18 protein-coding genes are annotated in these 15202 nt (G+C 70.9%); 9 read left to right on the top strand and 9 right to left on the bottom strand.

Features of this window, described 5'->3' with window-relative positions; genetic code table 11:
• Positions 1 to 14: 14 nt before the first annotated feature.
• The 3 genes from AB0F13_RS08170 to AB0F13_RS08160 are packed head-to-tail and all read right to left on the bottom strand — an operon-like array spanning position 15 to position 2568.
• Positions 15 to 1181 carry a lipid-transfer protein gene (locus AB0F13_RS08170; RefSeq protein ID WP_362077034.1) on the bottom strand — a complete coding sequence of 389 codons (1167 nt, stop codon included), beginning with the start codon at positions 1179 to 1181 and terminating at the stop codon, positions 15 to 17.
• The gene (locus tag AB0F13_RS08165; protein ID WP_362077032.1) at positions 1178 to 1657 is read right to left on the bottom strand and encodes an acyl dehydratase; all 480 of its coding nucleotides are present in this window, start codon (positions 1655 to 1657) and stop codon (positions 1178 to 1180) included. The genes AB0F13_RS08170 and AB0F13_RS08165 overlap by 4 nt, the downstream gene beginning before the upstream one ends.
• Entirely contained in the window at positions 1654 to 2568 is a 915-nt protein-coding gene (locus AB0F13_RS08160) for an OB-fold domain-containing protein (protein WP_362077029.1), read from the bottom strand. Before AB0F13_RS08160 ends, AB0F13_RS08165 begins: the two co-directional genes overlap by 4 nt.
• Before the next feature lie 607 nt (positions 2569 to 3175).
• On the opposite strand from AB0F13_RS08160, the gene AB0F13_RS08155 reads away from it, so the two are divergent.
• Positions 3176 to 3835 carry a GGDEF domain-containing protein gene (locus AB0F13_RS08155; RefSeq protein WP_362077026.1) on the top strand — a complete coding sequence of 220 codons (660 nt, stop codon included), beginning with the start codon at positions 3176 to 3178 and terminating at the stop codon, positions 3833 to 3835.
• A gap of 494 nt (positions 3836 to 4329) precedes the next feature.
• On the top strand, positions 4330 to 5226 hold the full coding sequence (locus tag AB0F13_RS08150) for an SGNH/GDSL hydrolase family protein (RefSeq protein WP_362077023.1): 897 nt from the start codon (positions 4330 to 4332) through the stop codon (positions 5224 to 5226).
• An 83-nt stretch (positions 5227 to 5309) separates the two neighbouring features.
• On the opposite strand, the gene arsM is transcribed toward AB0F13_RS08150, so the two are convergent.
• A complete protein-coding gene (arsM, locus tag AB0F13_RS08145; RefSeq protein ID WP_362077020.1) occupies positions 5310 to 6218 on the bottom strand; it encodes an arsenite methyltransferase in 909 nt (302 codons plus the stop codon).
• An 84-nt stretch (positions 6219 to 6302) separates the two neighbouring features.
• Between arsM and AB0F13_RS08140 the strand changes: the two genes are divergently transcribed.
• From AB0F13_RS08140 to AB0F13_RS08130, 3 genes are read left to right on the top strand one after another with little or no spacing between them, the layout of a single operon-like run.
• Positions 6303 to 6698 (top strand): metalloregulator ArsR/SmtB family transcription factor, encoded by a 396-nt coding sequence (locus AB0F13_RS08140; RefSeq protein ID WP_362077017.1) that lies wholly within the window; start codon positions 6303 to 6305, stop codon positions 6696 to 6698.
• Complete coding sequence (arsB, locus tag AB0F13_RS08135) at positions 6695 to 7822, top strand: ACR3 family arsenite efflux transporter (RefSeq protein WP_362077014.1); 1128 nt, start codon at positions 6695 to 6697, stop codon at positions 7820 to 7822. Before AB0F13_RS08140 ends, arsB begins: the two co-directional genes overlap by 4 nt.
• Positions 7815 to 8228 (top strand): arsenate reductase ArsC, encoded by a 414-nt coding sequence (locus AB0F13_RS08130; protein ID WP_362077011.1) that lies wholly within the window; start codon positions 7815 to 7817, stop codon positions 8226 to 8228. The genes arsB and AB0F13_RS08130 overlap by 8 nt, the downstream gene beginning before the upstream one ends.
• Positions 8229 to 8385: 157 nt before the next feature.
• Here AB0F13_RS08130 and AB0F13_RS08125 read toward each other — a convergent pair whose 3' ends face one another.
• On the bottom strand, positions 8386 to 9321 hold the full coding sequence (locus AB0F13_RS08125) for a S1 family peptidase (RefSeq protein ID WP_362077008.1): 936 nt from the start codon (positions 9319 to 9321) through the stop codon (positions 8386 to 8388).
• 422 nt (positions 9322 to 9743) lie between these two features.
• Between AB0F13_RS08125 and AB0F13_RS08120 the strand changes: the two genes are divergently transcribed.
• Positions 9744 to 10031, top strand: coding sequence for a hypothetical protein (locus AB0F13_RS08120; RefSeq protein WP_362077005.1), 288 nt, complete (start codon positions 9744 to 9746; stop codon positions 10029 to 10031).
• 115 nt (positions 10032 to 10146) lie between these two features.
• Here AB0F13_RS08120 and AB0F13_RS08115 read toward each other — a convergent pair whose 3' ends face one another.
• Positions 10147 to 11136 carry a S1 family peptidase gene (locus AB0F13_RS08115; RefSeq protein WP_362077002.1) on the bottom strand — a complete coding sequence of 330 codons (990 nt, stop codon included), beginning with the start codon at positions 11134 to 11136 and terminating at the stop codon, positions 10147 to 10149.
• Positions 11137 to 11586: 450 nt separating this feature from the next.
• Here AB0F13_RS08115 and AB0F13_RS08110 point away from each other — a divergent pair, with 450 nt between their 5' ends.
• The gene (locus tag AB0F13_RS08110) at positions 11587 to 12477 is read left to right on the top strand and encodes a hypothetical protein (RefSeq protein ID WP_362076999.1); all 891 of its coding nucleotides are present in this window, start codon (positions 11587 to 11589) and stop codon (positions 12475 to 12477) included.
• Here AB0F13_RS08110 and AB0F13_RS08105 read toward each other — a convergent pair.
• Together AB0F13_RS08105 and AB0F13_RS08100 are read right to left on the bottom strand one after the other, a co-directional pair.
• Positions 12422 to 12595, bottom strand: a complete 174-nt coding sequence (locus tag AB0F13_RS08105) for a DUF6255 family natural product biosynthesis protein (RefSeq protein ID WP_362077218.1) — start codon at positions 12593 to 12595, stop codon at positions 12422 to 12424. The genes AB0F13_RS08110 and AB0F13_RS08105 overlap by 56 nt on opposite strands.
• Positions 12595 to 12873, bottom strand: a complete 279-nt coding sequence (locus tag AB0F13_RS08100) for a hypothetical protein (protein ID WP_362076996.1) — start codon at positions 12871 to 12873, stop codon at positions 12595 to 12597. Before AB0F13_RS08100 ends, AB0F13_RS08105 begins: the two co-directional genes overlap by 1 nt.
• Before the next feature lie 142 nt (positions 12874 to 13015).
• Between AB0F13_RS08100 and AB0F13_RS08095 the strand changes: the two genes are divergently transcribed.
• Both AB0F13_RS08095 and AB0F13_RS08090 read left to right on the top strand, forming a co-directional pair.
• A complete protein-coding gene (locus AB0F13_RS08095; RefSeq protein WP_362076993.1) occupies positions 13016 to 13861 on the top strand; it encodes a helix-turn-helix transcriptional regulator in 846 nt (281 codons plus the stop codon).
• Positions 13837 to 14052 carry a DUF397 domain-containing protein gene (locus AB0F13_RS08090; RefSeq protein ID WP_362076990.1) on the top strand — a complete coding sequence of 72 codons (216 nt, stop codon included), beginning with the start codon at positions 13837 to 13839 and terminating at the stop codon, positions 14050 to 14052. The genes AB0F13_RS08095 and AB0F13_RS08090 overlap by 25 nt, the downstream gene beginning before the upstream one ends.
• Positions 14053 to 14100: 48 nt before the next feature.
• On the opposite strand, the gene AB0F13_RS08085 is transcribed toward AB0F13_RS08090, so the two are convergent.
• Positions 14101 to 15054 carry an ALF repeat-containing protein gene (locus tag AB0F13_RS08085; protein WP_362076987.1) on the bottom strand — a complete coding sequence of 318 codons (954 nt, stop codon included), beginning with the start codon at positions 15052 to 15054 and terminating at the stop codon, positions 14101 to 14103.
• Positions 15055 to 15202: the final 148 nt, after the last annotated feature.

Here is a 15202-nt window from a genome sequence, read left to right as displayed (position 1 = left end):
GACACGCCCTGGTTTCATCCTTCTGCGCCGAGAATGAGCCCCGAGGTGGGAACCCCGGTCCCCGCGGTGACGAGGACGTGCGCCGCGCCCGGCACCTGGTTCACCGAGGTGCCGCGCAGCAGCCTGACCGCCTCCGCGATGCCGTTCATGCCGTGCAGGTATCCCTCGCCCAGCTGCCCGCCGTGCGTGTTGAGGGGCAGCGCTCCGGCGGCGACGAAGGCACCGCCCTCGCCGGGCGCACAGAAGCCGAACTCCTCCAGCTGCATCAGGACATACGGCGTGAAGTGGTCGTAGAGGATCGCCGCGTCGATGTCGGCCGGCCGCAGGCCGCTGCTCGCCCACAGCTGCCGGGCCACGACGCCCGCCTCCCCGGGACGGGCCGGCTCGCCGCGGTAGAAGCCGGTCATCTGCTCCTGGCCGCGGCCGGCGCCCTGCGCGGCGGCGGTGATCACGGCGGGCGGGTGCGGGAGCGTGCGGGCGCGGTCGAGGGAGGTGACGACGAGCGCCTGGCCGCCGTCGGTCTCCTGGCAGCAGTCGAGCAGCCGCAGCGGTTCGGCGATCCAGCGGGAGGCCGCGTGGTCGGCCAGGGTGATGGGCCTGCCGTGGAAGTACGCGGCCGGGTTGCGGGCCGCGTGGCGGCGGTCGGTGACCGCGACGTGGCCGAACACCTCGGGCGTCAGGCCGTACGTGTGGAGGTAGCGGCGGGCGGCCATCGCCACCCACGAGGCGGGGGTGAGCAGGCCGAAGGGCAGGACCCAGCCGAGGGCGGCGCCCTCGGCGGAGGGCTCGCGGTGCCGCACTCCGGCACCGAAGCGGCGGCCCGAGCGCTCGTTGAACGCGCGGTAGCAGACGACGACCTCGGCGACCCCCGCCGCTACGGCGAGGGCAGCCTGCTGGACGGTGGCGCAGGCGGCACCGCCGCCGTAGTGGACGCGGGAGAAGAAGGACAGCTCCCCGATGCCTGCCGCCTGGGCGAGCGTGATCTCGGGGCTGGTGTCCATGGTGAACGTGACCAGGCCGTCGACGTCGCCAGGACCGAGCCCGGCGTCCGCGAGGGCCGCCCGTACGGCCTCGGCTGCCAGGGCCAGTTCGCTGCGGCCGGAGTCCTTGGAGAAAGCGGTGGCGCCGATGCCGACGACGGCGGCCCTGCCGCCGAGGGCGTCGGGGCGCCGCGCACTCATGCGCCCGCCTCTCCGGGGAAGGCGCCCGCATCGCGGGGGAGGACGTCCGCATTGCGGGGGAAGGCCACGGTGACCACCCCCGTGACGTGACGGCCGAGGCTGTTGGTGCCGGTGATACCTACCTCGGCGATACCCACCTCGGCGATGCCCTCCTCGGCGATGCGTTCGTCCACACATACGGAGTTAATGGTTCCGGTCAAAACGAGCACGTCGCCGGGGTAGTTGGGGACCCCCAGCCGGATGGCGACCTTGCGCAGGACGGCGTCCGGGCCGAAGTAGTCGGTGATGTAGCGGCCGACGAGGCCGTTGGTGGTGAGGATGTTCATGAAGATGTCCGGGGCGCCCTTGGCCCGCGCCGCCTCGGCGTCGTGGTGCACGTCCTTGTAGTCGCGGGAGGCGAGAGCGCCCGCGATGATGAGCGTGCGGGTGACGGGAACGGTCAGGGCGGGCAACTCGTCGCCGGGTTCCGCCTTCACGACCCGGCCGCCTCGCACCCCTCGCGCACACGGAAGAGGGGCAGCTCCAGGCCCTCGTCCACGCGGACGAACTCCACGGACACCGGCATCCCGATGCGTATCCGCCCAGGTTCCGCCCCGGTGATGTTGCTGATCATCCGTACCCCCTCGGCGAGTTCGATCAGCCCGACCGCGTACGGCGGGTCGAAGGCCGGGACCGGCGGGTGGTGCATGACGACGTACGAGTGGACCGTCCCCGCTCCGCTCGCCTCGACCGCCGTCCACCGCGCGCAGCCGCAGCACCCGCACCCCGGCAACCAGGGAAAACGCAGCGTCCCGCAGGCCTCGCAGCGCTGGATCAGCAGCCTGTGCGCGGCCACGCCGTCCCAGAAGCCCGCGTTGTCGCGGTTGACCACGGGCCGGGGGCGCAGTGGGCGCTCCTCCCGCGCGGGCGGCGGCTCCGGCGCGTACTTCAGGACGCGGAAGCGGTGGCTGCCCACGAGCTCGCCACCTGCGCGTATCTCGGTCCGTGTGGTGACGAAGTGGCCGGTCCCGAGCCCGGTCGCCTTGCGGGGCGAGACCGATTCGATCACCGCGTCGAAGGTGATGACGTCCCCGGGCCGGAGGGGCCGTACGTACTCCTGCTCGCAGTCGGTCGCGACGACGCCGGTACACCCGGCTCCGTCCAGCAACGCGAGCAGCTCGGCGTACGCGGCCGAGCGGTCGCCCGCACCGCCGGTCAGGCCGCCCAGGGTCCAGGCCTGGAGCATGGTGGCCGGGGCGACCGGGTCCTCGCCCGCGTAGGCCGGGCTCGTGTCGCCCATGGCCTCGCACCAGTGTCTGATCATGGCGACGTTGACGGGGTCCCTGCCCCGCCCGGAGACGGCCGGTGCGCCTTCGTACGCCTTGAGCCGCTCGTACAGGTCGCTCACCGGGACTCCTCATACGGGCAAGACCAGGGGACGGACGGGGGGGGGACCGCTCACCGGACCCAAGAGCTGACTGTCCGTCAATTCCAGGAAGGCTGTCAAGAGCTCCACCCCCTGAGGGACGCCCGAGAACGCCGCCCCCTGCGCGCGTCCGGCGGCGTTGCCCCCACGAACAAACGCCGAGCGGCGGCACCGGAGTGCCGCCGCTCGGTTGGTGCCGGCCTGTCCCCATTCCCTCGCAAGCATGATGTCCCGGGCTTAAACCCTCATCACTCCGAAAAGCCGTGTATCGACCCTCACTCGGCACCCTTATGCCCCATACGCCACACGCGCCGAACTGTTTCAGCAGAAATGTGGCCACCGCCCCCGGCCCACACGCGATATCAGCGATTTTTCGCGACTTTCGCGACTTCGGCGCGACGCCCTCACTCCCTCCGACCGGAAACGGGGACGTCCTGCATGACGGCCCGATCCCCCGCCCGGTCCCGCCCGGCCACTCACCGCCGGGGCCACGACGGCGCGATCGGGCCGCCGCTCGGCCGGGTCGCCTCACGCGGCCCATTCCTCGCGTGCGCAACAGGAGTTGCCACGAATCACAGGAAGGTGCCCGATGAACCTCATACTCCAGGCCCTGCCCGTCGCCGCCCCGACCGTCGGCTGGGCCACCCACGCCTTCTTCCTGGCCCGCCGGCTCCGTACCGCCCGTACGGACCGCCTCACGGGCCTGATGCGCCGGGAGGAGTTCACCGCCCGTGGGCTGCGGGCCGTCCGGCACCCGCACACCGCCGTCCTGCTGCTGGACCTCAACGGCTTCAAGCAGATCAACGACACGCACGGTCACGCCGTGGGCGACCAGGTCATCGCGGCCGTCGGCCGGCGCCTCGCGGACTGGTGCCGGGAGCGCGGCGGATTCGCCGCACGGCTGGGCGGCGACGAGTTCACCGCCCTGGTCCGCCTCGCCCCGGACGCGGACGCCGACGCCGAGATGACGTACCTCTCGGCCCGGCTCTCGGCACCTCTCGACACGGGCCGGGTGACCTTGGCCCCCCGGGCCTCGATCGGCCTGTGCCGCACCAGCTACCGCCCCGGCGCCGGGCTCTCGGACCTGCTGCGCGGCGCGGACGAGGCCATGTACGCGGCGAAGCGGTGCGGCGACCACTGGCGGCCCGCCGGAGCCGTCCATGACCGCCGCACCGCTCCCGGCCGCCGCACCGCGCGGCAGAGCACCCACCTGACCCTGCTGGCACCGGTGCGGCGGAAGGCGTCGTAGTGCGTCGTAGTCCGTCGCGTCACGGCTGTCCCCGAACAGCCGCGGCCCGCCGAGCATGCCCCTGATGCCCGATCAGGTCGGCACGGTGATGCCTGTGACGGGAGCAGGACATTTCGGGGGGTGTGGGTGCGGGTGCGGGCGCGGTCGCAGGTAACAGCCGCGGGCGCAGATAACGGTGCGGGCGCGGGGGCCGAGGCGTACGGACTCGGCCCCTCCCCCGTCAAGCCCGGCCCACCGGACTCCGGGGTCCGGTATCCGGTCACGTGTGGGGGACGTTCACGGCTTTCGATTGACGGTCAGTCATGCCCGGGCGGAGGCTGCCGGGGGCTCACGGCTCAACGGCCACATGAGGCGCACTCCACAAGGCCCGTCAGCCCGTCAGCCCGCCAGCCCACAGGACTGAGAAGCCAACTCACCGTTCCCTCGAACACCAGGAGGCACGTATGCCCCGCACCGGTCGGACCAGAGCTCGCTCAGCCCTCTCAGCACTGGGCGTGATCACCGCTCTGACCGCAGGCGTGGTCAGCCCCTCGGCGGCCACAGCGGCCTCGGCGACCTCGGCGACCTCGGCGACCTCGGCGGCGGAGCCGAAGCCACGGGCAGAGCGCTACGTCGCCCTGGGCGACTCCTTCGCCTCCGGCCCCGCCATCCCCCGCCAGGTCCACACCCGGTGCAGTCGCTCCAACGCCAACTACCCCTCCCTCGTCCGCCAGGAGCTGGCATACACCGGCTTCACCGACGTCAGCTGCGGCGGGGCGAAGACCGACGACATGTGGGACCGGCAGGGCTCGACCGGCAACGCGGCGCAGCTCGACGCCCTCGGCACGGACACCGCCCTGGTCACGGTCAGCATCGGCGGCAATGACATCGGCTTCGACGACATCATCGGCCGCTGCATCAACCCCGTCGGCGAGGTGCCCAGGGACAACCCCTGCCAGCGCTACTTCAACCGGAACGGCACCGACGAGCTCGACCAGCGCATCAACGACACCGCCCCCAAGGTCGCCGCCGTTCTCAAGGAAGTTCACAAACGGTCCCCGCACGCGCGCGTGGCCGTCGTCGGCTACCCGGCCATCCTGGGCGACGACATCGAGGGCTGCCGCAAGTCCATGCTGGTCGCGGACGGCGACATTCCCTACCTGCGCGGCACCGTACGGCGCCTCAACGCCATGCTGCGCGTACAGGCCACGGCGCTGGGCGACGTCTACGTCAACACCAACGCCACGACCACCGGCCACGACGCCTGCCAGCCCTTCGAGAAGCGCTACGTCGAGGGCCTCTTCACCCGCCCCTGGGTACGCCCCGCCCTGCCCTTCCACCCCAACGCCGCCGGTGAGCGCGCCATGGCCGACGCGGTGGCGTACACCCTGTGGCTCGGCCCGCGCCCCTGACGGGCAGCCGTCGGCGGCCTCGGTGACGCAGACGGGGGCGGCGGGGGCGGCGGGCGCGGCGGGGCGGCATCGGAAGGCCGCACTCAGCCCTGGCAGCCGCAGCCTGCCGCCGCCTTGGCCTCACCGGCCGTCGTCGCCGGGTCGTCGGCCTTCTCCGCAGGCGTGCAGCAGGCGGTGACGCCACAGCAGGCGTCCGCCGCCTCCACACCGGTGACGTCCACCACCGGCTTGACCGCCGCTACCGGCTTGACGGCCCGGACGATGGCGGAGTGCATGCCGTCGGCGACCTCGTGGGTCGGCGTGATCTCCACGTCCGCGAACCCGGCGGCCTCCAGCCCCGCGCGGTACTCGGCGAAGGACAGGGCCCCGGCGATGCAGCCGACGTAGTCGCCGCGCTCGCCGCGCTGCTCGGTGGTCAGCTCGTCGTCGGCGACGACGTCGGAGATCCCGATCCGGCCGCCGGGGACGAGCACGCGGAAGGTCTCGGCGAAGACGGCGGGCTTGTCGGTGGACAGGTTGACGACGCAGTTGGAGATCACGACGTCGATGGTCCGGGCGGGCAGCGGGATGGCCTCGATGGTGCCCTTGAGGAATTCGACGTTGTCGGTGCCCGCCTTCTCCGCGTTGGAGCGGGCGAGGGCGAGCATCTCCTCGGTCATGTCGAGCCCGTAGGCCTTGCCGGTGGGGCCGACGCGGCGGGCGGAGAGCAGGACGTCGATGCCGCCGCCGGAGCCGAGGTCGAGGACGCGCTCGCCCTCGCGGAGGTCGGCGACGGCCAGGGGGTTGCCGCAGCCGAGCGAGGCGGCGACTGCGTCGGCGGGCAGCTCGTCGCGCTGGTCGGCGGCGTAGAGGGCGGAGCCGAAGTTCTCGTCGGCCTCGACGGGCGCCGGGCCGCCGCAACAGGCGGCGACGCCGCCCTCGGTGACGTGAACGGCGGCGGCCGCATAGCGCGCACGGACGGTCTCCCGCAGGTCAGTGGGGTGCTCGCTCATGATCGAACCTCTCGCTTGGGCGCTTGCATTGACGTTCTTCGATGCAAGGTTGCGCCTTGTTTCGAACAACGTCAAGATAGACGCATGTCGAAACAGGACCTTGAGATCATCAGCCCGGCCGACGCCGACGCCTGCTGCACCGGCCTGCTCACCGCCCCGCTGGGGGACGAGCAGGCCGTCGAGCCGGCCAAGGTCTTCAAGGCCCTGGGCGACCCGGTACGGCTGAGGCTGCTGTCGATGATCGCCTCGCGCGAGGGCGGCGAGGTGTGCGTGTGCGAGCTGACGCCGGCCTTCGAGCTGTCGCAGCCGACGATCTCCCACCACCTCAAGCTGCTGCGGCAGGCCGGGCTCATCGACTGCGAACGCCGTGGCACGTGGGTCTACTACTGGCTGCTGCCCGAGACCACCGACAGGCTGGCCGCCCTCCTCACCCGCCCGGCCGGGGCGCCGCTGCGTCAGCCCGCCGGGACTGTGGCATGACGGCCGCGCCCGTGGCGGTCGCGGCGGGACCCGTGTCGCGGCGCCTGTCCTTCCTGGACCGGTTCCTGGCCGTGTGGATCCTGGTCTCCATGGTCGCCGGCCTGGGCCTCGGCCGCCTGGTGCCGGGGCTGGGCGACGCGCTGGCGGAGGTGACCGTCACCGGGGTCTCGCTGCCGATCGCCCTCGGCCTCCTGGTGATGATGTACCCGGTGCTGGCCAAGGTCCGTTACGACCGCCTCGACACCGTCACCCGCGACCGCCGCCTCCTCGTCCCCTCGCTCGTACTGAACTGGGTCCTGGGCCCAGCGGCGATGTTCGCCCTCGCCTGGGCCTTCCTCCCGGACCTGCCGGAGTACCGGACCGGCCTGATCATCGTCGGCCTGGCCCGCTGCATCGCCATGGTCGTCATCTGGAACGACCTCGCCTGCGGCGACCGTGAGGCCGCCGCCGTGCTCGTCGCGCTGAACTCGGTGTTCCAGGTGATCGCGTTCTCCGCCCTGGGCTGGTTCTACCTCTCCGTACTCCCCGGATGGCTCGGCCTGGAGACCACGGGCCTGGACGTGAGCGTGTGGGAGATCGCCCGGTCCGTTCTCGTCTTCCTCGGTATCCCGCTCGCGGCGGGGTTCCTCACGCGGCGGCTGGGCGAGAAGGCCAGGGGCCGGGCGTGGTACGAGTCGAAGCTCATCCCCCGCATCGGCCCGTTCGCCCTCTACGGCCTGCTGTTCACGATCGTCGTCCTCTTCGCCCTCCAGGGTCACGCGATCACCTCCCGGCCCTGGGACGTGGCCCGCATCGCGCTGCCGCTGCTGGTCTATTTCGCCGTGATGTGGGCGGGATCCATGGCCCTGGGCCGCGCGGTCGGCCTGGACTACCCGCGCGCCACGACGCTGGCGTTCACCGCCTCCGGCAACAACTTCGAACTTGCTATCGCCGTCGCCATCGCCACCTTCGGCGCCTCCTCCGGCCAGGCCCTCGCCGGGGTCGTCGGCCCGCTGATCGAGGTCCCCGTCCTGATCGGCCTGGTCCACGTCGCCCTGGCCGCCCGCCGCTTCTTCCCCCAGCCGCCGATGACTGCCGCCGCCGCTGCTGCCGCCGCCGCTCCGAAAGGTTCAGCCCGTGTCTGAGACCAAGCCGTCCGTGCTCTTCGTGTGCGTCCACAACGCCGGACGCTCCCAGATGGCCGCCGCCTTCCTGCGTCACCTCGCCGGGGACCGCGTCGAGGTCCGTTCAGCGGGCTCGGCCCCGGCGGGGACGGTCAACCCCGCCGTGGTGGAGGCGATGCACGAAGCCGGAATCGACATCTCCGCGCAGAAGCCGAAGGTTCTGACCACCGGAGCGGTCCAGGCCTCCGACGTCGTGATCACCATGGGCTGCGGCGACGCCTGCCCCGTCTTCCCCGGCAAGCAGTACCTGGACTGGAAGCTGGAGGACCCGGCGGGCCAGGGCGTGGCCGCGGTCCGCCCGATCCGCGACGCGATCGAGGAACGTATCCGGGGCCTGCTCGCGGAGCTGCTGCCCGGAAGCCGCTGACTGCACCCGCCGACGGCAGCGGCAGCCGGGCCGAGCCCGACACCGGGCCGTCGGCGGCGCCAGAAGCGCGCACCATCTGCCGGAGCTACCGGAGCTACCGGAGCTACCGGAGCTACCGGAGCTACCGGAGCTACCGGAGCTACCCGAACTACGGGCGCTACCCGAGCGTCGCGCCGTACGCGGTCAGGACCTCCTTGACCGGCTGGTAGTACGTCTCCCCGCCCAGGGCACAGTCGCCGCTGCCGCCCGAGAGGAGCCCCAGCGCGAGCCCGCCGTCGAAGAGGGGGCCGCCGCTGTCACCGGGCTCCGCACACACGTTGGTCTTGATCAGCCCGGTGATCCGGCCCTCCTTGTACGTCACCGTGGCATTCAGGCCCGTGACCTGACCGCCGTGCAGCTGGGTGGTGGAGCCGCTGCGCTGGACCGCTTCGCCGACGGACGCGTCACCCGGCCCGGTGACAGGCCGCAGGGTGCCGTCGTAGAGATTCACCGCGCTGGGGTGGGTGACAGCGCTGGCGTGGGCGGCAGCGCTCGTGTACTCCGCGATGGAGTAGTCCTTCCCCGGGAACGTCGACGCGGACGTCTTCGCGATCTGCGCTCCGCCCTGGGTCTCGGCCCAGCTCGCGACGATGTTGCCGCAGTGCCCGGCGGTGAGGAAGGCGTCGGGCTTGCCCGCCCGCTTGACGTTGAAGCCGAGCGAACAGCGGGCGGTCCCGCCGACGTCCCAGATCGCGTCACCTCCCGCGATGAGCGGCCTGATCTCCGTGGAGATCCGCTTCAGCTCCACCAGTTCACCCAGGGGCTTGAGGATCGCGTTGAGCTTGCCCAGCTGCGCACCCGTGACCGTCCGGTCGGCAGTGACGACGATCCGGTTGACTCCGGGGTCGGCCACCCAGGCCGTACCGGGGATCGCCTCGCTTTTGTCCAGCGTCGCCTGGGCGGCCGTCAGCCTGGGATCGGGGGACCGTACGGCCCGCGGGGCTCCCTCGGCCGAGGCGTCGGCGGTGTGCGGGGTGAGGGTCACGGATGCCAGCAGGGCGAAGGCCGCGGCCGCCAGGGTGGCGGCGCGTCGGAGTCGGACGGGTCGTTGCAAGGCGTCTCCCGGGTGAATGCCGGAACCACAAGTCCGGAGGGTGATCCTCCGCGCCTGGGCGGCACGGGAAGGGGTACGCCAATCCTCACAAGACCTGCAAAAAACCCATACCGGGCGGACGCCACAAGTCGACTAATGCACTCGTAAGGCCGACAGAGTTCAAGACTGGCGTTCGACTCAGGAACGCTCATCCGTCGCACACTCACCACCGGCCGCGAGCCGACTCGGGCGCCACCGCACAGCCGTCGACCTTCAGGGCGGGCTCCCCGGGCAAAAGCCCGGGGAGTGTACGCAACGCGCGGGGCATCACCCTGCAGAGGCGTAACCGACTGTCCGATTGTGTGGTTACAGGATCGAGCGGCTGGAAGCCGACGCTCCGGTCTGCTGCTTCACCCCTCCCCCCGATCCTGTGAGGACTCCTCATGAACCGAAAGCTCCGCGCCCGCCTCGCGGCCGTTGTGGGTACCGCAGCCCTCGCCCTCGGCGGCGCTGTCATCGCGGCCCCGGCCGCGCACGCCGGCGGCCCCGAGTGCGCGACCTACCTGGCCCACGCCCCCCACCTGCGCAGCACCAGCGACACCAACGCCGGGTGTGCGGCGGGTGGCACCGGCCTCCCCCTGGCCAACGCGATGTGCAAGTTCGAGCTGACCAACTTCAGCCAGGTTCCGGGCGCCGCGGCCGACACCGCCTGCCGGTACGCCAGGAGCTAGGTGCCGTCCAGGCTCGGGGTACGTCCCCGGGCACGACGGCATCCGGCCCCCGGGTGATGGCCTCGACGCCACCGCCCGGGGGCCGGTTCGTGTCACCGGCGCGCCCGCTGCCGGTTCAACCGACGGTAGCCCCGAACGCCGCCAACGCCTCCGTCACCGGCTGGAAGTAGGTGGTGCCGCCGTCGGTGCAGTTGCCGTCGCCGCCCGAGGTGATCCCCAGCGCGTCGGAGCCGGAGAAGAGGGCGCCACCGCTGTCGCCGGGCTCGGCGCAGACGTTGGTCTTGATCAGCCCCGTCACCCGGCCCTCCTTATAGGTCACCGTGGCGTTGAGTCCGGTGACCGTACCCTCGGAGACGTGGCCGAGGCGCGGGCCGGTGGTGGAACCGCTGCGCTGGACCGCTTCGCCGAGGACCACGTCACGGGCGCCGGTGATGGCCTGGAAACTGCCGTCGTAGAGGTCCACCTCGCTCGGGTGGTCGATGGTGGCGTCGGTGTACTCGGCGATGGCGTAGTCGTTGCCGGGGAAGCTCGACCCACCGGCGGGGACATGCGCGATCTCTGCGCCGCCTTTAGTCTCGGCCCAGCTCTTGACCGGGTTGCCGCAGTGCCCGGCCGTGAGAAAGGCGTCGGGCTTGCCTTCCCTCTTGACGTTGAAGCCGAGCGAACAGCGTGCGGAGAAGTCACGACCGTAGATCGCGTCACCGCCCGCGAGGAAAGCCTTGAGCTCTGTGGTGGCTCTCTTCAACTCCACGGCCTGGCCGAGGGGCTTGAGGACCTTGTTCAGACTCGCCAGCTTCGCGCCCGTCACCGAGGGATCGGCGGTGACGACGACCCGGTTGGTCCTGGGGTCCGACACCCACGCGGTGCCGGGAACCAGCTCGCTGGAGTCCAGTGCCGCCATCGTGGCGTCCAGCTGGGGGTCCGAAAAGCGAACGACCCCGGGCTCGGCACCGGCGCTGCGGACCTTGCCGGCCGCTGCCGGGGTGGTGACGTTGACGACGAGTCTCTCCGTGGCGCGGTCGTAGGTGAGGGCCGTGGCGGCCAGGACGGCGAGGGTCGTGGCGGCCAGAGTGGCGGCGCGGCGGAGTGGAGCGGATGGTTGCAAGGCATCTCCCGAGTGAATGCCGGAACCACGAGTCCGGAAAGGGCCTTGTCCTCCACGCCTGCCCGTCATGGAGGAGCGAGCTCCCATCCTCACAAGGGGTGAAAAACCTTAGGACAGATGGTCGTTGCACGGGTCGCGAAACCACTCGCAAAAGCGACAGAACCGCTAACTGACGTTCGTACCAGGCCTGTTCGTCCGACACGAAAACGCCACCGGCCACACAACGCTCCCTCGCGGTCATAATTCCCGTTGTCAGGCGCCCACTTGAGAGCCGCCACCCAGTCGTCAACTCAGCGGGGCGAACCGGCACGAACGCGGGATCGCGGCGCCGAGTGTGCGGTACGGTGCCCGCATCTGGTTGCTTCGTCACGAAAACGAAGCGGCCCCCGCCGGTGCAGCAACACCGGTCGAGGGCCTACACCCACGAGGTTTTAGCAAGGTGACCCCGGAATGCTCAGGCATGTTATCGCCCCTGCGCGATTCTTCTCCCAAGTACCGAACGAGATCATCCGCCACCCACGTCTGTCGGCAGCAGCCGTACGCCTGCTCACCTGGCAACTTTCGCTTCCGGAGGTCGTCAACCAGCCGCTGTCGGAGACGGCGAAAGAGGCGGGGATCAAGAAGACGGCGTTCATCCGCGCGAAGCGGGAGCTGATCGCCGAGGGGTACGTACACGAGTGGCGCCGCCAGGGCCCGTCCGGCCGCTGGACGACGACCCAACTCGTCTCCAACACCGCCCTGAAGGCCGAGGAGGCCAAGGCCTTACGGGACCGCGCCGCCAGGCCGACGGTCGCGGAACCGGCCGTCGGTGAACCGGACGGTCGGCCCGTCGGCCGTCACCCAGAAAACACTGAAGAGAACACATACAACCCTCCCTCCCAGCCCTCCCAGCCCTCCCAGCCCTCCGCGGCCTCCGCGCTGCCGCCTGCCCTGGTCGAACGCGGCGGCCTGGTCGTCGCCTCAATCTCGCACAGGGACAGGCGGCTACGGCTCACAGGCCGGGACGTACAGCAACTCGCCCCGCTGGCAGCCGAATGGCTGCTGCGCGGAGCGACGGTGAAGGAGCTGCGCGAGGCGCTGACGGACGGCCTCCCCGAACCCGTCCACTCCGCCGTCGCGCTGGTCCGTAACCGCCTCACCCGCAAAATGCCACCGATCCCGCCTTTCGGTGGCCCCGCCGCCCCCACCCCCGGACCACAGCCCCTGCGCGGATGCGCCGGGACGTGCGACCGGGTGTTCCGCCCGGTCGCGGACGAGACGATGTGCCGGGACTGCCGCCAGGAGGTCAGCGGCGGGCTCGGAGGCGCATTGGCGGCCCGGCCTCCGGCAGCGGCATTCTGAGCAGCCGGTATGACGAATAGCGCTCCACGCCGCAGCGGGCGCAGGTCGCCCTGTCGACGGTGCGCGACCACCCCGACAGGTGCGCGCAGGCGGCGACGAGCCGCCCCACCGCGCGCATCACGGGTGCGCCTCGCGCAGGTGCCGTCCCATGAGAACGGCGGCGTCGCTCATGGCCGACCGGTCACCCCGGGCTTCGGCCGCCCGCCGCCCGGCCCGGATGGCGTCGCACTCCCCGCACCGCCGCGCCCCGGTGGCGGCCCGCCGCTCCTCGCCCGTGGCCAGCCGCAACGCCCCCGGCGGCACCTCCCACTCCCGCTCACCCCCAGGCAACCGCACCTGCACCTGCGGCCCCACCCTGCCCATCACCTGCGCGAACGTCCCACTGCGCGTATCCACTACGTACGCACCTTCCCGGTACGTCATCACGTCGTGCCCTCCGTACGGCCTGCTCATTTCCTGTTCCGAGCATCGGCCCGTAGCGCTACGCTCACCAGGGGTAACGGTTTGGGAAGCGCCGCAACTCAAATGTGGAGCAACAGTGCCCGCACCCAAAGAACTTGATCCATCTACGTCACTCACCGCGCTGTACGGGAACAAGGTCCGGAAGCTGCGCCTCCGCGCCGGATGGACCCAGCGCGAGCTGGGCGAGAAGGTGCACGTGACGCACAGCCGGATCGCGAAGATCGAGACGGGCGTGGAGTCGCTCCCGAGGCAGCTTTCGGATTTGCTGGACGAGGTGCTGGGAGCGGACGGTGACCTGTCCGACCTGTGGAAGCACCTCGGCTACACGCCGCCCTACCCGAACTGGTTCCGAAGGTACTTCGAGTACGAGGCCAAGGCGACGAGGATGTACAAGTTCTCGCAGCTGATTCCGGGTCTGACTCAGACAGAGGAGTTCAGGCGGGCGCTGTTCCAGGCAGGGGAGGTCTACGGCGTGCTTGACGTGGAGGACAAGGTCTCAGTTCGCCTCGGCCGACAAGCTCTGCTTGACGGGCCTACCCCTCCATGGTTGTGGATCATTTTGGATCAAGCAGTCGTCTATAGGGTCGTGGGCGGGCGCGGAGTCATGCGAAGGCAACTGGCCCACCTTCTGGCCCTGGCCGAACGACCTCACGTCCACCTCCAGATCCTCCCGTACGAGAGCCCGGAACCGATCGCCATGGGCGGCTCGCTGACCATCCTGTCGATGCCCAAGCGGGACGATGTGGTGTACCTGGAGGGAATCCGCTCCGGCGGCATTCACGAAGAGCCGGAAGAGGTCGCAAAGTATGCGTTCGCCTATGACCGCATGCAGGCCAACGCGCTCTCGCCGACGGCAACTGCAAGCCTTATCCGAAAGGTGATGGAGGAGCACTACCCATGCACGTCGTCCGATACGAACTGACCACCGTCACGTGGCGAAAGAGCAGCTACAGCACCGACGCAGGCGACGACTGTGTAGAAATCGCCGACAACATACCCGGCACGGTGGTCCCCGTCCGGGACTCGAAGAACCCTCACGGCCCAGCCCTGGCGATCCCCGCCAGAGCCTGGGCCGCATTCGTCACCGCACTGCAGACGGCGGAACGCCCGTAGAGGCAGCCGGAGTACGCAGCAGGGGCGCCCCTTGGGGTCCGGCTACCGTCAGCTCTGCGCGGAGGCGCGGCGGCGGGCCGCCAGGACCAGGCCCGCACCGGCGCCGAGGGCGACGACGGTGCCGCCGATCACCCACGGGGTGGCGGACGCACCGGTGGAGGCGAGAGAGGTGTCGCCGCCCTTGGCCGTGGCGGCCGCGCCCTGCGACGGTGTGGCCGAGGGCTTGGCAGTGGCGGCACCGCTGCCGTCGCCCGGCTTGTGCTGGTCACCGGTGGCGGGCTTGCCGTCCTGGCCGCCACCGGTGGCGCCAGGGCCCGTACCCGTACCCGCGCTCGCACCCGTGCTGGGGCTGGGCTTGCCCTTGGCGGCTTCCTCGGCGGCCTTGTCCTTGGCGCGGGCCTCGTGCTGGCCCACCTCAAGGAAGCGCTTGATGGCCTCGTCGCTGTTGTCGCGCAGAGCCGCCTGGGCCGCCGCCTTCACCGCGGGACCACCGGCACTCATGATCTGGGTGGTCCGGATCCGGTCATCGCTCCTGCGGGCGAGGGGCAACTCTTCTTCCAGGAACCGCTTGATGGCCTCCGCCGTGTCCTCCTTCAGGGCGGCCTTGCCGTATCTCCGCACCGTGGGACCACTGGTGCCGATGATCTGGCTGACCCGCACCTGGTCGTCGTCCAGGCGCTGCTCGTACTGCTCGACCTTGAGGAACCGCACCCGGTCCTCGGGCGTGCCGCTGAGCGCCTTCTTCGCCGCCTCGCGGACGCCCCAGCCCGTGTTCTTGTCGGCGAGCATCCTGGCGATGGCGGCCCGGTTCTCCTGGTCCGAGGCGGCCGCCCCCTTCGGGTCCTCGGTCACCTTCGTGCCTGCGGCCTTGTCGGTCACCGAGGCGGCGGCGGGCACCGGCTGGGCGGCAGCGGCGTCAGCGGCGACGGCCGGGGAGGAGAGCAGCACGGCCGGCGCGATGGCGACAGCCGCGACGATGGCCGAAATGCGGGCCAACTTCATACACACACTCACTTCGCTTAATAAAGTTATAAAACTTCCGGCATGCTACGTCGCACACCAAAACCGACACCCACCCGGCCCCGGCATGCCATGGTCGCGGTGTACAGCCGGTCGACACGGCGTGCCCGGCTCTTGGCGGCCGGGCTCT

The sequence above is a fragment of the Streptomyces sp. NPDC026206 genome (genome assembly GCF_040638465.1).
Taxonomy (GTDB): Bacteria; Actinomycetota; Actinomycetes; order Streptomycetales; family Streptomycetaceae; genus Streptomyces.
This window is presented reverse-complemented; position numbering and strand designations above follow the sequence as displayed.

Excerpts from the sequence above, each read along its gene's own strand:
- AB0F13_RS08170 (WP_362077034.1), bottom strand. The coding sequence starts at position 1,181 with ATGAGTGCGCGGCGCCCCGACGCCCTCGGCGGCAGGGCCGCCGTCGTC.
- AB0F13_RS08155 (WP_362077026.1), top strand. The coding sequence starts at position 3,176 with ATGAACCTCATACTCCAGGCCCTGCCCGTCGCCGCCCCGACCGTCGGC.
- arsM (WP_362077020.1), bottom strand. The coding sequence starts at position 6,218 with ATGAGCGAGCACCCCACTGACCTGCGGGAGACCGTCCGTGCGCGCTAT.
- AB0F13_RS08140 (WP_362077017.1), top strand. The coding sequence starts at position 6,303 with ATGTCGAAACAGGACCTTGAGATCATCAGCCCGGCCGACGCCGACGCC.
- arsB (WP_362077014.1), top strand. The coding sequence starts at position 6,695 with ATGACGGCCGCGCCCGTGGCGGTCGCGGCGGGACCCGTGTCGCGGCGC.
- AB0F13_RS08120 (WP_362077005.1), top strand. The coding sequence starts at position 9,744 with ATGAACCGAAAGCTCCGCGCCCGCCTCGCGGCCGTTGTGGGTACCGCA.
- AB0F13_RS08110 (WP_362076999.1), top strand. The coding sequence starts at position 11,587 with ATGCTCAGGCATGTTATCGCCCCTGCGCGATTCTTCTCCCAAGTACCG.
- AB0F13_RS08105 (WP_362077218.1), bottom strand. The coding sequence starts at position 12,595 with ATGCGCGCGGTGGGGCGGCTCGTCGCCGCCTGCGCGCACCTGTCGGGG.
- AB0F13_RS08090 (WP_362076990.1), top strand. The coding sequence starts at position 13,837 with ATGCACGTCGTCCGATACGAACTGACCACCGTCACGTGGCGAAAGAGC.
- AB0F13_RS08085 (WP_362076987.1), bottom strand. The coding sequence starts at position 15,054 with ATGAAGTTGGCCCGCATTTCGGCCATCGTCGCGGCTGTCGCCATCGCG.